This is a genomic window from Bifidobacterium rousetti, from assembly GCF_008698235.1.
GTDB lineage: Bacteria > Actinomycetota > Actinomycetes > Actinomycetales > Bifidobacteriaceae > Bifidobacterium > Bifidobacterium rousetti.
Genome location: NZ_PEBH01000006.1, coordinates 112,670 through 126,759, shown reverse-complemented (window position 1 = coordinate 126,759; position 14,090 = coordinate 112,670). Strand labels below are relative to the sequence as shown.

11 protein-coding genes and 1 tRNA gene are annotated in these 14,090 nt (G+C 64.2%); 10 read left to right on the top strand and 2 right to left on the bottom strand.

The window, feature by feature from the left end; genetic code table 11:
• Positions 1–49 precede the first annotated feature (49 nt).
• Positions 50–1,744, bottom strand: coding sequence for an alpha-amylase family glycosyl hydrolase (locus CSQ85_RS07595; protein ID WP_150383561.1), 1,695 nt, complete (start codon positions 1,742–1,744; stop codon positions 50–52).
• 256 nt (positions 1,745–2,000) lie between these two features.
• Between CSQ85_RS07595 and CSQ85_RS07590 the strand changes: the two genes are divergently transcribed.
• Positions 2,001–2,183, top strand: coding sequence for a hypothetical protein (locus CSQ85_RS07590; protein WP_150383560.1), 183 nt, complete (start codon positions 2,001–2,003; stop codon positions 2,181–2,183).
• On the opposite strand, the gene CSQ85_RS07585 is transcribed toward CSQ85_RS07590, so the two are convergent.
• Positions 2,170–3,216 (bottom strand): LacI family DNA-binding transcriptional regulator, encoded by a 1,047-nt coding sequence (locus CSQ85_RS07585; protein WP_150383559.1) that lies wholly within the window; start codon positions 3,214–3,216, stop codon positions 2,170–2,172. The genes CSQ85_RS07590 and CSQ85_RS07585 overlap by 14 nt on opposite strands.
• A 317-nt stretch (positions 3,217–3,533) precedes the next feature.
• Between CSQ85_RS07585 and dnaK the strand changes: the two genes are divergently transcribed.
• From dnaK to CSQ85_RS07540, 9 genes are all read left to right on the top strand, one after another.
• A complete protein-coding gene (dnaK, locus tag CSQ85_RS07580) occupies positions 3,534–5,435 on the top strand; it encodes a molecular chaperone DnaK (RefSeq protein ID WP_150383558.1) in 1,902 nt (633 codons plus the stop codon).
• 11 nt (positions 5,436–5,446) lie between these two features.
• Positions 5,447–6,148 (top strand): nucleotide exchange factor GrpE, encoded by a 702-nt coding sequence (grpE, locus tag CSQ85_RS07575; RefSeq protein WP_150383557.1) that lies wholly within the window; start codon positions 5,447–5,449, stop codon positions 6,146–6,148.
• Positions 6,149–6,418: 270 nt separating this feature from the next.
• On the top strand, positions 6,419–7,444 hold the full coding sequence (locus CSQ85_RS07570) for a DnaJ C-terminal domain-containing protein (RefSeq protein ID WP_150383556.1): 1,026 nt from the start codon (positions 6,419–6,421) through the stop codon (positions 7,442–7,444).
• 97 nt (positions 7,445–7,541) lie between these two features.
• Complete coding sequence (locus CSQ85_RS07565) at positions 7,542–8,135, top strand: heat shock protein transcriptional repressor HspR (protein ID WP_150383555.1); 594 nt, start codon at positions 7,542–7,544, stop codon at positions 8,133–8,135.
• A gap of 163 nt (positions 8,136–8,298) precedes the next feature.
• Entirely contained in the window at positions 8,299–8,970 is a 672-nt protein-coding gene (locus CSQ85_RS07560; RefSeq protein WP_150383619.1) for an HAD family hydrolase, read from the top strand.
• Between the two features lie 167 nt (positions 8,971–9,137).
• Positions 9,138–9,821 (top strand): DedA family protein, encoded by a 684-nt coding sequence (locus CSQ85_RS07555; protein WP_150383554.1) that lies wholly within the window; start codon positions 9,138–9,140, stop codon positions 9,819–9,821.
• Between the two features lie 268 nt (positions 9,822–10,089).
• Positions 10,090–11,430, top strand: a complete 1,341-nt coding sequence (locus CSQ85_RS07550; RefSeq protein ID WP_150383553.1) for an ATP-binding protein — start codon at positions 10,090–10,092, stop codon at positions 11,428–11,430.
• Between the two features lie 141 nt (positions 11,431–11,571).
• Positions 11,572–11,644 (top strand) — tRNA-Ala (locus tag CSQ85_RS07545).
• A 730-nt stretch (positions 11,645–12,374) separates the two neighbouring features.
• On the top strand, positions 12,375–14,021 hold the full coding sequence (locus tag CSQ85_RS07540; protein WP_150383552.1) for a C69 family dipeptidase: 1,647 nt from the start codon (positions 12,375–12,377) through the stop codon (positions 14,019–14,021).
• The last annotated feature ends 69 nt before the right edge of the window (positions 14,022–14,090 follow it).

The following is a 14,090-nucleotide window of genomic DNA, read 5'->3' as shown; positions in this document are numbered from 1 at the left end:
AAGCGAGATAGATGTCCGCAGGAGTCCCGAAGTACCCCTCATAACGCAGTTAGCGCAGGATCGCGAGGGATTGGGGCGGCAGAACCAGCTCGTCCGCCTTGATCGTCGGCTCGCCGACGGCAAGGCTGATGGTGTGGGCGCGATCGGTGTCGTCGAGATGCAGGCGCAACGTGTCCCGACCGGGGTTCATCGCCACGATGACGCAGTCGGGGGCGTCTTTCGCTGTGCGGCGGTAGGCGAAGAGCCTCCCGTCGCCAGACAGCACCTCGAAACCGGCGTCGGAGGCCAGGGCCGGTGTGGCGTGGCGGAACCGCAGCACGGTCTGCATCCAGCGCCACAGCGAATCCGTATCGGCCATGCGATCCGCGACCGTCACCGGTGCGGCGCCCGGCGCCGACGGGCCGCTCTCGACCGGCAGATACAGGCTGGCTGGATCGCCCGCCTCGGAGAACCCGAGGTTCGCCATCCTCGCGTCCCACTGCATCGGCGTGCGGCTGCCGGTGCGCACGTAGCCGCCCTCCTTGGTGGGCAGCGGGCGATAGCGCATCGCGATCTCGTCGCCGTAGTAGACGAACGGGCATCCGGGCATCGTCAGCAGCATGCCGTACGCGATCTTGAGCTCGCGCTCGGTCAGGCGCTGGCCGACGCGCAGGGTGTCGTGGTTCGACGTGATGAGGTCGAAGCGACCGCCCGCGCGTTCGCAGTCGCGCAGCTGCGGCTCGTACTGCTCGAGGAAACCGCGGATCGATTCGCCCGAATCGGCGTTGAAATAGCTGTGGTCGCCCTCGCGCACGAGCGGCGTATCGGTGTTGCGCAGCAGCATGTTGTACCCGTTCGGATTGCCGTCCCAACGCCAGTCGAGGTAGAAGTCCATGTCGAACCCGGCCTGCATTGACTCGTTCGGGCGCCCCCATTCGGAGACGAACGCGGCTTCGGGGAATTCGGGGCGGATCTTCGAGAACATGTACTGCCAGGTGCGGATCGTGAGGGGCTTGCCCCAGTCGTCATGTTTGACGAGGCTGTCGGCCATGTCGACGCGGAATCCGTCGGCCCCGCGCGTGAGCCAGAAACGCATCACGTCGACCATCGCGTCGCAGGTGGCGAGCGCGTCGGGGCCGAGCGCGGGCTTCTGCCAGCCCTGCTTCGGGTGCGCGAAGCCGTAGTTCAGGGCCGGCTGGCATTTGAAGAAGTTGAGGATGTACGTGCCGTCGCGTTCGGTCTCGCCGCCGATGAACGGCAGGCCGTCGCCGCCGGAGATCCAGCAGTCGGTCCAGATGTAGCGTTCGGAGACGTTCTCCTTCTGCGGGGTTCCGCCGTCGTCGCCCGCGATGACTCGCTCCGCCGGATCGGGTCGCGCGCTCGCGCGGAACCATGCGTGCTCCTCGCTGGTGTGTCCGGGCACGAGGTCGAGCAGGACGTGCATGCCGCGTTCGTGCGCGGCATCGAACAGGGCGATGAGGTCGTCGTTCGTGCCGTAGCGCTCCGCGACCTTGCGATAGTCGCGCACGTCGTAGCCGGCGTCCTTGAACGGGGAGTCGTAGCACGGGTTGATCCACAGCGCGTTGCAGCCGAGGTTCCTGATGTAGTCGAGTTTCGCGGTGATGCCGGGGATGTCTCCGATGCCGTCGCCGCTCGAGTCGTTGAACGACTGCGGGTAGATCTCGTAGAAGCACGCGTCCGCGAGCCATGCGGGGTGGCCGGGCCGGCCGGCGTGGGTTTCGGGGTGATTGGTGATGTCGCTCATAAGGCTAAGTTCTCCTCGTTGATTCCTCAGTGACCGTGCGGTAACCATGTGTTGGCCGTACGTTGACCAAGCTGTTGCGGCCGGGCGCCGCGACCGGACCGCCGCTGTGACCAGTGTCTCGCGGTTTCCTGAGATGACTGTCAGGATACGTGATTCATGCAAACATTGTCAATCGGCCATGAAACGCCGATTATCGTTGGAAAATCAGCAAAAATATAGTAATCAAAAAAATGAAACACGAAGAGTTTGCATACGTATGCAAATGATGGTCACCACCGGTCTGTTCGGCGCGATGATGCTTATCGTGCCCGCGGTCGGCGTCATGTTCCTGCACTGGCGCAACGGCGAGGCCGGCTGGCGGCAGCCGTGGACCAAGTGGGTGTTCTACGCCCTGTATCCGGCGATGCTGCTGGCCGGGTGCGCGTTCAACGCGCTGTAGCCGTGGGGGCGTAGGGGGCGTCGGTGCCGCGCAGCACCAGCTGCGCCTCGACGGTCTCGTGCGCCTCGCCCTCGCTCAGCTCCTCGCCGTTGATCAGCTTGAGCGCCTTGCTCGCCGCGGACCGGCCCATCGCGCGCGGGTCCTGTCGCATCGTGGTCAGTCCCAGCTCGCGCGCGTAGACGCTGTCGTCGAAGCCGACGATCGAGTAGTCCTGCGGCGTGCGGCGGCCGTATCGTTCCAGCCCGATGATCATCGGGATCGCCATCATGTCCATCTGGCAGCAGATCGCGTCAGGGAACTCGTCCAGCGCGAGCAGCGCGGAGAGCGCCGAATCGACGAATTCGGGCCCGCGCGGCACGGTGAGCACGCGCCAATCGAGGTCCCCGCGGCGGGCGGACGCCTCCTCGCACGCGCGGATGAACCCGCGTCCGCGTGCGTCGATCGAGGCGGCCATGTCCTCCACCGCCTCGGAGCACGGGTACACGATGCGGCGATGGCCGAGTCCGATGAGATGTTGCGCGGCCCGGTACATGCCGCCTTCGTCGTCGATGCTGACCGAGGCGTCGAAGCCGTCGGTCGAGGGGATGTTGATGCCGATGATCGGCACGCGGGTGCGTCTGAGCTGCTCGACCTCGTGCGGGTCGATCGCGAACGACGCGACGAACACCGCGTCCACGTTGCGTCTGATCGGCAGGTCCGTGAAGAACTCGCGCCGGTTCTCGGCCGTGTCGATGTGCTGGAACAGGGAGATGTCGTAGCCCGCCGGGTGCATCACCGACTCCAGACCGGCGAACACCTCGGTGTTGAACCAGCTGGTGATCTCCTCGTTCATGAGCAGGGCCACGCGGTTCGTGCGCCCGGATTTGAGTGCCGTTGCCGAGCGGGAGATATTGAAGTCGAGGCGATCGGCGATATCGAGGACCTTGCGCCGCGTCTTCTCGGAGACGAGGTCGGGGCGTGTGAACGCGCGGGAGACCGTCGAGATGGAGACGCCCGCCGCCTTGGCGACGTCGTGGATATCGGCTTTGGTCATCGGGCGCTCCTCTCATCATCGCCGGAGTCAAAGAACGGTACACCATCATACTGCGAACGTTGGCATCGGCGGATCGCTGCAAGCCCCTCTTGGCGGCCAGCCGCCGAGAGGGACCCGGTCCTCATTAAAAGTTGAGTGGGAATCGCTCAACTTTTTGTGGTGAATTCGGGAATAAAGCTTGCGAGTCGGAAGTTGAGTGGTGTAGGCTCAAGTTTTGGAAGGTCCGAGGAACGATCATCCGGAACTCGGGCGAAGAACGTAAGAACATGGCGTGCGCCGCCCCGGCGACGCACGCAAGGACAAAAGGAGCACACATTATGGCACGTGCAGTTGGTATCGATCTGGGCACCACGAATTCCTGCATCGCGACTCTCGAGGGCGGCGAGCCCACCGTCATCGTCAACGCCGAGGGCATGCGCACCACCCCGTCCGTGGTGGCGTTCAGCAAGTCCGGCGAGATCCTCGTCGGCGAGGTCGCCAAGCGTCAGGCCGTGACCAACGTCGACCGCACCATCTCCTCCGTGAAGCGTCACATGGGCACCGACTGGTCCGTCGAGATCGACGGCAAGAAGTGGACCCCGCAGGAGATCTCCGCGCAGATCCTGATGAAGCTCAAGAGGGACGCCGAGGCGTACCTCGGCGAGCCGGTCACCGACGCCGTCATCACCTGCCCGGCGTACTTCAACGACGCCCAGCGTCAGGCCACCAAGGACGCCGGCAAGATCGCCGGCCTGAACGTCCTGCGCATCATCAACGAGCCGACGGCCGCGGCCCTCGCCTACGGCCTTGAGAAGGGCAAGGAGGACGAGCGTATCCTGGTCTTCGACCTCGGCGGCGGCACCTTCGATGTCTCCCTGCTGGAGATCGGCAAGGACGACGACGGCTTCTCCACCATTCAGGTGCAGGCCACGAACGGCGACAACCACCTCGGCGGCGACGATTGGGATCAGAAGATCATCGACTGGCTGGTCTCCGAGGTCAAGAACAAGTACGGCGTCGACCTGTCCAAGGACAAGATCGCGCTGCAGCGTCTGAAGGAAGCCGCCGAGCAGGCCAAGAAGGAGCTGTCCTCCTCGACCTCGACGAGCATCTCCATGCAGTACCTGGCCATGACCCCCGACGGCACGCCGGTCCACCTCGACGAGACGCTGACCCGCGCCCACTTCGAGGAGATGACCTCCGACCTGCTCGGCCGTTGCCGCACGCCGTTCAACAACGTGCTGCGCGACGCGAACATCTCCGTGAGCGACATCGACCACGTCGTGCTCGTCGGCGGTTCCACCCGTATGCCGGCCGTCAAGGAGCTCGTCAAGGAGCTCACCGGCGGCAAGGAAGCGAACCAGTCCGTCAACCCGGATGAGGTCGTCGCCGTCGGCGCGTCCATCCAGTCCGGTGTCATCAAGGGCGACAAGAAGGATGTCCTGCTGATCGACGTGACCCCGCTGTCGCTGGGCATCGAGACCAAGGGCGGCATCATGACCAAGCTCATCGACCGCAACACCGCCATCCCGACCAAGCGTTCCGAGGTCTTCTCCACGGCCGAGGACAACCAGCCGTCCGTGCTGATTCAGGTCTACCAGGGCGAGCGTGAGTTCGCCCGCGACAACAAGCCGCTGGGCACCTTCGAGCTGACCGGCATCGCGCCGGCCCCGCGTGGCGTCCCGCAGATCGAGGTCACCTTCGACATCGACGCCAACGGCATCGTGCACGTGTCCGCCAAGGACAAGGGCACCGGCAAGGAGCAGTCGATGACCATCACCGGCGGCTCCGGCCTGCCGAAGGACGAGATCGACCGCATGGTCAAGGAGGCCGAGGCCCACGAGGCCGAGGACAAGAAGCGCAAGGAGGAGGCCGAGACCCGCAACCAGGCCGAGGCGTTCGCCTACTCCACCGAGAAGCTCGTCAACGACAACAAGGAGAAGCTGTCCGACGAGGTGGCCAACGAGGTCACCGAGAAGGTCAACGCCCTCAAGGAGGCGCTGAAGGGCGACGACATCGAGAAGGTCAAGACCGCGCAGAGCGAGCTGATGACCTCCGCCCAGAAGATCGGTCAGGCCCTCTACGCCCAGCAGGGCGCCGAAGGCGCGGCCGGTGCCGCTGGCGCCGCGGGCGCTGGTGCCGGTGCGGCCGGTGCCGCGTCGGGTTCCGCCTCCAACGGCGGTGACGACGACGTGGTGGACGCCGAAGTCGTGGATGACGACGACAAGGACAACAAGTAAGGTCCCGTCCGATGGCTGAATTCAACAAGGACGACTATCTGAAGGATCTGCCGGACCCCGACGATGCGCGCGACACCGCCGCGTCGTCGGCCCCGGCCGACACCCCCGCCGACGCCGCTGCCGCCGCCAAGACCTCGGCTCCCTCTGACGAGGGAGCTGGCGCGGCGACTGCCGCGACTGAAGGAGAGCCCTCCGGTCAGGCCGATACCGCGGCCGCCGGTGCCGCCGACAAGGACGACGCCGCCGACAAGGACGGCAAGGACTCCGACAACACCCTGACCCCGCTGGGTCAGGCCAAGAAGGAGGCCGCCGACTACCTCGAGGCCCTGCAGCGCGAGCGCGCGGAGTTCATCAACTACCGCAATCGCGCGAAGAAGGAGCAGGAGCGCTTCCGCCAGCACGGCATCATCGACGTGTTGACCGCGCTGCTGCCCGCCCTCGACGATATTGACCGCATCCGCGCCAACAGCGAGATGGACGAGTCCTTCAAGGCCGTCGCCGCGAAGATCGACAAGGCCTTCGAGAAGTTCGGCGTCGAGAAGTTCGGCGAGGCCGGCGAGGACTTCGACCCGACCAAGCACGACGCGATCCTGCACAAGCCGGACGCGTCGGCCGAAAAGGAGACCGTCGACACCGTGGTGGAGGCCGGCTATCGCATCGGCGACCGCGTGATCCGCGCCGCCCGAGTCGTAGTCTCTTCCCCCCAGCACTGATCCCATCTCCCACCCTCTACAAGGAGTTTGTAGAAGTCGACCAACCTCTGCAAACTCGCCGGTGGGCCGGGAAATGTGCAGAGGTGGGACAAACGTAACGCAAGTTACGCACCCAAGTGAGCGTGGGGCGGGCGAATCGCATATTGAGACCGTAAAGACTTGGCCAGAGCGGCCCGGAGCGTGTCACAGTATGCGATTCGCCCGCCCCACGCGGCAACGCACTTACTCATAACTTACTTATTTGCAAAAACAACACGAAAGGAGACATGAATGGCTGAGAACGAATGGCTGAGCAAAGACTTCTACAAGGTCCTTGGTGTCTCCAAGGACGCCACCCCCGAGCAGATCACCAAGGCGTACCGCAAGCTCGCGCGCAAGTACCACCCCGACCTCAACAAGACCAAGGAGGCGGAGGAGAAGTTCAAGGACATCTCCGAGGCCTACGACGTGTTGAGCAACAAGGATCAGCGCCAGAAGTACGATGCCATCCGCCAGTTCGGCATGGGCGGCGCCCGCTTCGCCGGCGGATCCGGTCAGGGCGGTTTCGACGCCTCCGGCTTCTCCGACATCTTCGGCTCGATGTTCGGTCAGGGCGCTGGCGCCGGCATGGGTGGCAACGGCTCTCGCATCCGCTTCTCCACGTCCGGCGGCGGCAATCCGAACCTCAACGACATCTTCTCGATGTTCGGTGGCGCGGCGGGCCCCGGTGCGGGCGGTGCCGGTGCATACGGCGCGGGTCCCGGCGGCTATTCGTATGAGGAGCCCCCGACCCCGACCAAGGGCAAGGACCGCAACTCGAAGATCACCCTGACGCTGCGTCAGGCCGCCAAGGGCGCGACCGTCTCGCTGTCCGTGGACGGCTCGAAGTTCAAGACGCACATCCCCGCGGGCGTGCGCGACGGTCAGAAGATCCGTCTGGCTGGCAAGGGCCACGCGGGCCTGAACGGAGGGGCGCACGGCGACCTGTATCTGCAGGTCAACGTCAAGCCCGATTCCAAGTTCACGATGCGCGGCCACGATCTGGTGATGGATCTGCCCGTGAGCGTGGGCGAGGCTGTCGCCGGAGCGAAGGTCGAGGCCACCGACATCGACGGCGAGACAGTCACGTTCAAGGTGCCTGCGGGCTCGTCCAGCGGCACCGAGGTGAAGGTCGCCGGCAAGGGCGTGCAGGCCGGCAATACGCCGGGCGATCTCATCGGCCGCGTGATGATTCAGGTCCCGGTCAAGCCGGGTCTGGGCGTCAAGCACGCCGCCAAGGAGTTCGACAAGGCCGCGGGCGACTACATCCCACGGTGACCGTTCCGCGGTGTGGCCCCCTCTGCTGAGGGGGCTGTCGGTAAAACCGACTGGTGGAGAGAATCGCTTTTCCGGAACGGATGTTTGGAGGTGAATCATGGCGAGAATCGCGCGTGAGCTGCGCCAGCTGTACGCGATGTGCGCGGCGGCGATCGTGCTCGGCCGGGCTGATCTCGACGGTGCCGACGACGCCGGATTCGACCTCGAACTGCCGGTGTTCACGATCGGCCAGGCCGCCGAAGTCGCCGACATCCACCCCCAGACGCTGCGCCAGTACGATCGCATCGGACTGGTCGTCCCGCAGCGCACGGAGGGCGGCGCGCGCCGGTACTGTCTGCGCGACATCGACCGGCTCGTCCAGGCGCAGCGGCTGATCCAGGCCGAAGGCATCAACCTGTCCGGCGTGACGCGCATCCTCACGCTGCAGGAGGAGAACCGCCAGCTGCGCCGGCAGGTGCGTCGCCTGCAGACGGCCGGCGAGGAGAGCGTGTTCGCGGCCGGACGTGACGGCGACATCGTCGAGATGCAACGGTCGAACAGCGCGCGCATGTGGCGTCGCGCGATCCGCACGCAGATGCGCGAGCTGCCGGGACGCCCGGCGTCGCGCACGTCGCGCGGCGGGGCGGGCGCCGGTGACGCGTTCGGATCCGGCGATCCGTCCGACGACAAATCGCTGGTCATCTGGCGCTGACCGAAGCCGTGCTGACCGAAGCCGTACGCTGGGGGCGTTCCGCCATCCCGCGTACGGCTTTCGTCGTTGCGTCGTCGTGATGATTCCGCCATTCCTGCGCGTCTGTCTGTCGGGCTGATTTGGTGTGATGGAATCGAACGGAACAACGATGGACGGAGGAATCATGCTGCTCAAAGCTGCGTTCTGGGATCTCGACGGCACTCTCATCGATTCGGAGCCCCTGTGGCATGACGGCGAGTTCGAGATCGCCGCGAAACACGGCGGCGAATGGAGCGAGGAACTCGGCTGGGAGTGCTCCGGTACGCCGGTGCCCGACGTCGCGAGGCGCATGATCGAGCACGGCTGCACGCTGTCGGTCGAGGAGATCGACAGGCAGCTCAAGCAGTACGTCTTCGATCAGGAGAAGATCCACATGCCGTGGATCGACGGCGTGCTCGACTCGCTGCGCTCGCTCAAGGAGGCCGGAATCCCGTCGATGCTGGTGAGCACCTCCCCGCGTCCGATCGTCGAGAACGTGCTCGATGCCGCCCCCGGCCTGTTCGCGGGGTACGTGTGCGGCGACGACGACGCCAAGCACAAGCCGGACCCGGCACCGTACCTGCTGGCCGCCTCGAAGCTCGGCATCGCGCGCGAGGACATGGCCAAATGCGTGGTTCTGGAGGATACGCTCGTCGGCCTGACCGCGGGAGCCGCGTCCGGTGCGACCACGATCGCGCAGACCTGCACGATCCGCACCGACACGTCCGCCGGTCCGCAGTTCGCCTCGATCGACGGGTACGAGGGCATCGACGCGGCCGCGCTCGACGGGTTCGTGCGCCGGCGTCTGGAGGCGTGAGACAGTCGTGCGTCAGTGTTTCGTTGACTTTTTGGCTCCCCTTGTCAGGGGAGCTGGCCCGCAAAGCGGGGCTGAGGGGTAGTCAAGTCGTCGACGATTTTCTTAAATTGGATGTCGGATCCCGATCACTCCTCCTGATAGGGCGAGCCTGATAGAGTGACAGCGTTATGGCTTTTATCAATTTCATCATCGAACTGCTCAAGGATCCGCGCGCGGCGATCGCCGGCTGGATCGCTATGGGTGTGGCGCCCACGCTGGGCTTCATCTTCCTGATCATCTTCATCGAGACGGGCGTGGTGTTCTTCCCGTTCCTGCCCGGTGACTCCCTGCTGTTCGCGGCGGGCGTGTTCGCGGCGCCCGACGCCGTGACCGGCAAGGCCGCGCTGCCGCTGCACTTCCTGCTGCCGGTCGTGTGGCTCGCCCCGATCATCGGCGACCAGTGCAACTACTTCATCGGCCACTTCTTCGGCCGTCGCATCATCCAGTCCGGCAAGGTCAAGGCGATGACCCCCGAGCGCATCGCCAAGACCGAGAAGATGATCGAGAAGTGGGGGCCGCTGGCCGTGTTCCTCGGTCGCTTCTTCCCGTTCATCCGCACGTTCATGCCGTTCATCTCCGGCATCTCCGGCATGCGATGGAGCCGTTTCGCGCCGTTCTCGGTGCTCGGCGGCCTCGTGTGGTCGTCGCTGTTCACGTTCCTCGGCTACTTCTTCGGCAACATCCCGGCCGTGCAGGAGCACTTCGAGCTGGTGATCGTGCTGATCCTGCTGGTCTCGCTCGCTCCGACGATCATCGGCCTGTTCAAGGCCAAGTTCGGCAAAAAGAAGGAGCCCGCCCACGCCGCCGAGTGATGCCGCTGAGTGATCGCGGACGCTTGCGCCATCCGCGTTGTTGCCCTGAGCCCGGTCCCTGTGACCGGGCTTTGTCGTATCTGTCGACATGACCAACGTACTTGCCTGACCGATGTCGTCCCATCCGCTGTCGCTATTCGGATTTTGGTAGTTGAGAAATTCGGATTATTGTAGTTCAAAGATGCGGATTTGTGCAGTCAGAAATTTCGGATTTTAGTGGTTGGTGTGAGTCGTGTGTACGGAATACTGGAAAGAAGGTTAGAGTTCGATGGATTCTGAAGCATCATACGGGAACGCGGCACCACGGCGATCTGACGGTATCACACCAGTCGGCTATCGACCAAGGATCGTTGATGCGCAGATCGAACGGTATATGCGTATTTTCGGCGCTGTAGAGATCGCGGGCACCAAATGGTGCGGCAAGACGTGGTCGGCGCGTGCGCATGCATCCAGCATCACGTACGTTGATCGCGGCAACAATCTGGATGCAGCACGCGCCGACCCGTCGCTGATGCTGATCGGGGAACGTCCCCATGTCATCGACGAATGGCAACTTGCGCCAGGTATCTGGGATGAGGTGCGTCATGGCGTCGATGACGAACCGGGGGAGAAAGGACGATGGCTTCTTACCGGATCATCCACCCCACTTGGGCGGCAGGCTCCTCACCACAGCGGTGCGGGGCGTATCGGCCGCATACGAATGAATCCCATGACGCTTGCGGAATCCGGTGTGTCCGGCGGCGAAGTCAGTCTTTCCGGTTTGTTCGCTCATCAGTTCACCGCCGCCAAGTCGACGATTGATACTCGAACGCTGTTGGATGCGGTGTGCCGTGGTGGATGGCCGGAGGCGGTTGGGATGCCCGTTGCCGATGCCCAGATCTTGATTCGCGAATACATCCGTCTGACGCTGTCGGAGAGTGTGCCGAAGCAGGGCAAGGATCCGGACAATGCGCGAAGGCTGCTTGATTCCCTTGCACGCAATATCAGTCAGGCGGTCACGTTCAAGACGTTGCGCAAGGACATGTACGGAGCAGAAGAGAGTCTGGACGACTTCATATCCGAGCGTACGGTGTCCGAATACGTGACGATGTTCGAGAACATGTTCGTCATCGATCCGGTTCGCGGGTGGGTGCCTCCGGCGCGTGACCCGAAACGCCTGCAGACGAAGCCTCGTCGCTATTTCGCCGATCCGTCCATCGCCGCCGCGGCGCTTGGTATGAGCCCTGCGGCGTTGTTGGGTGATTGGCAGACGTTCGGTTTTCTGTTCGAGAATCTTTGTATCCGTGATTTGCTGGTATATGCGCGTGCGTTGCCGGACGTCGGCATGGATCCAGTACGTTATTACCATGACGATTCGGGACTGGAGTGCGATGTCATCATTGAGTTGGCCGATGGGCGATGGGCTGGGATCGAGATCAAGTCAAGCGAGGACAAGGTGCCTGCCGCTGCGGCGAATCTGATCCGTATGCGGGATAAGCTACTGAAGAAACCCGGCGCCAGGACGCGCGAGCCGGAGTTCCTCGCGGTCCTCATCGGCGTGGGGGAGTTCGCGTACCGGCGCAAGGAAGATGACGTGTATGTGATTCCGGTGGGAGTGTTCGGGGCGTGACTGGTTCGTGATTGACTGGTTGTTGGCTGGGAGACAAAAAATCGGAACCAATTGGCTGATTCCTCCGCGTGTCGCGTTGCGAATGCGTGGGAATCGACTATATTGGGGCGAGTTGTCCTGCGGAGCAAGACAACACACCAAGGGGCTGTAGCTCAGTTGGTAGAGCGCTTCGTTCGCATCGAAGAGGTCGTGGTTTCGATTACCATCAGCTCCACAAACCCTCCGGAATTCCACCTCCGGAGGGTTTTTCTTTTTTCTGCAGTGATCCTGGGCCGTGGCCGGCGTCGGTTCATCATTGCTTTATCCGTGTGATCGCCTGCCCGGCCCTTTTTGTTGGATGGTGTCGGGGAACGCTTGATGTTCCGGTTCTGGTGAGAGACTCGTGTGGGCTGGTGACGGACATGTCTCGCTGGGACGGCGCCAGTGAGAGGTGTGTGTGGGGTTGGTGATGAGTTTCTCTCGTTGGACAGTGCGTCGGCGAGAGGCGAGTGCGGGTTGGTGACGGGAACGTCTTGCTCGGGCGAGGATAGCGGGAGACGGGGGACGGATGGTGGCGGAAACGTCTCGCTGAACTGGGTGCTGGCGAGAGTTTTCGTGAGGCGCGGTGACGGATACATCTCGCTGACTCGGTGTCAGTGAGAGACGTATGCCGGGTGGTGACGTGTGTGTCTCGCTGGGTGGGGTGTCAGTGAGAGCCGTGCGTGACATGGTGACGGGGACGTCCCGCTGAGCTGGGCGTTGGCGAGAGATGCGTGTCAGATGGTGACGGGATTCTCTCTTGGGGTTGGGCGCTGGCGGGGGGTCGTTGGCGGATGGATGGCGTGGCGGCTTGCCGGGGCGGGAAGAGTGTACAGGAGTCGTCCGCAATCGGAGTCGCCCATAATCGCGAATCATCCTTGGGCATGATTTGCTTGGGTGGGGGGACACTCCTAGAGTAGGGCGGCATGTCATGCACCACCATTCTCGTTGGAAAAGCAGCCAGTTACGACGGTTCGACCATCATCGCGCGTGACGATGACTCCGGTTCGGGCCGCTATGATCCCAAGCGCTTCGTCGCCGTCGACCCGAAAGACCAGCCGCGGCACTACCGCAGCGTCCTGAGCCATGTCGAGATCGACCTGCCGGACGACCCGTGCCGGTACTCGATCGTGCCGAACGTGCTCAACAACCGCGGCATCCTCGCCGAGGCAGGCGCGAACGAGTACAACGTCGCGATGAGCGCGACTGAGACGATCGCGGTCAACGAGCGCGTGGCCGCCGCCGACCCATTCGTCGAGCTGATTCCCGCGAGCCCGGACGCCGGCTCCGACGCGGCCGTGACCGATGTGGCCGTGACTGGTACCGGCACCGCCGGCGCCGCCGGCCCCTCCGCCGAAATCCCCGGCGGCATCGGCGAGGAGGACATCATCACCCTCGTCCTGCCGTACGTGAAGACCGCGCGCGAGGGCGTCGCACGGCTCGGCGCGCTGCTCGAGGAATACGGCACGTACGAGTCGAACGGCGTGATCATCTCCGACGTGGACGAGATCTGGTATGTCGAGACGATCGGCGGACATCACTGGATCGCACGCCGCGTGCCCGACGACTGCTACGCGACGATCCCCAACCAGCTCGGCATCGACGACTTCGACCTGTCCGACGCGTTCGGCGATCAGCGCGAATACCTGTGCAGCGCCGACCTGCGCGAGTTCATCGTCGACCATCACCTCGATCGCACGATGCGCGCGCACGCCTCGCGCCGCGCCGCCTCCAGCCACCGCCGCGACCGCTTCAACCCGCGCGTCGTGTTCGGCGCGACCACGCCGAAAGATCACATCTACAACACGCCTCGCGCCTGGTACATGCAGCGTCACCTGAACCCGAGCGAGGACTGGGATTCGCCCAACGCGCTGTTCACGCCGATCTCCGACGACATCCCGTGGTGCCGTGTGCCCGAAAGCAAGGTGTCGATCGAGGACATCGACTTCCTGCTCGGCTCGCACTTCGAGGACACGCCCTACGACCCGTACGGCACGCTCGGCACGCCCGAGTCGCGTCACCGTTATCGCCCGATCGGCGTGAACCGCACCGGTCACATGGTCGCGATCCAGCTGCGTCCGTACGCGCCGGAATCGTCGCGCGCGGTGATGTGGATCTCGTACGGCTCCGGCCCGTTCACGACCGCGGCGCCGTTCTACGCGAACGTTCGCGATACGCCCGCGTATCTGCGCGATACGACCGCGGAGGTGTCGACCGCGAACCTGTATTGGACGAACCGTCTGATCGCGGCGCTCGCGGACGCGCACTGGTTCGAGACGCAGAACCTGATCGGCGCGTATGTCGAGCAGGTGCGCGTGTTCGGTCATCGGCTGGTCGAGGAGACGGATGCGGCGCTCGCGAAGGCGGGTGATGCGGGGACGGACCAGTCGCCTGCGGACGCGCCGGCCGGGGTACGCGGCGGTTCGACCGACGTGCCGGTCGAGCTGGCGAAGGCCAACGAGCACATGGCCGGTTACCTCGAGACCCATGCGCACAAGCTGCTCAACGACGTGCTGTACACGTCCAGCAACCTGATGCGCAACAGCTTCGCGATGTCCGATCGGTGGATCTGACACGCTGACTGTGCGCCGGTTATGACTACCCCTCAGTCCGCTTCGCGGACAGCTCCCCTGACAAGGGGA

What these genes read in the sequence shown, in the direction of transcription:
- CSQ85_RS07595 (WP_150383561.1), bottom strand. Translation starts at nt 1,744, where the DNA reads ATGAGCGACATCACCAATCACCCCGAAACCCACGCCGGCCGGCCCGGC.
- CSQ85_RS07590 (WP_150383560.1), top strand. Translation starts at nt 2,001, where the DNA reads ATGCAAATGATGGTCACCACCGGTCTGTTCGGCGCGATGATGCTTATC.
- CSQ85_RS07585 (WP_150383559.1), bottom strand. Translation starts at nt 3,216, where the DNA reads ATGACCAAAGCCGATATCCACGACGTCGCCAAGGCGGCGGGCGTCTCC.
- dnaK (WP_150383558.1), top strand. Translation starts at nt 3,534, where the DNA reads ATGGCACGTGCAGTTGGTATCGATCTGGGCACCACGAATTCCTGCATC.
- grpE (WP_150383557.1), top strand. Translation starts at nt 5,447, where the DNA reads ATGGCTGAATTCAACAAGGACGACTATCTGAAGGATCTGCCGGACCCC.
- CSQ85_RS07570 (WP_150383556.1), top strand. Translation starts at nt 6,419, where the DNA reads ATGGCTGAGAACGAATGGCTGAGCAAAGACTTCTACAAGGTCCTTGGT.
- CSQ85_RS07565 (WP_150383555.1), top strand. Translation starts at nt 7,542, where the DNA reads ATGGCGAGAATCGCGCGTGAGCTGCGCCAGCTGTACGCGATGTGCGCG.
- CSQ85_RS07560 (WP_150383619.1), top strand. Translation starts at nt 8,299, where the DNA reads ATGCTGCTCAAAGCTGCGTTCTGGGATCTCGACGGCACTCTCATCGAT.
- CSQ85_RS07555 (WP_150383554.1), top strand. Translation starts at nt 9,138, where the DNA reads ATGGCTTTTATCAATTTCATCATCGAACTGCTCAAGGATCCGCGCGCG.
- CSQ85_RS07550 (WP_150383553.1), top strand. Translation starts at nt 10,090, where the DNA reads ATGGATTCTGAAGCATCATACGGGAACGCGGCACCACGGCGATCTGAC.
- CSQ85_RS07540 (WP_150383552.1), top strand. Translation starts at nt 12,375, where the DNA reads ATGTCATGCACCACCATTCTCGTTGGAAAAGCAGCCAGTTACGACGGT.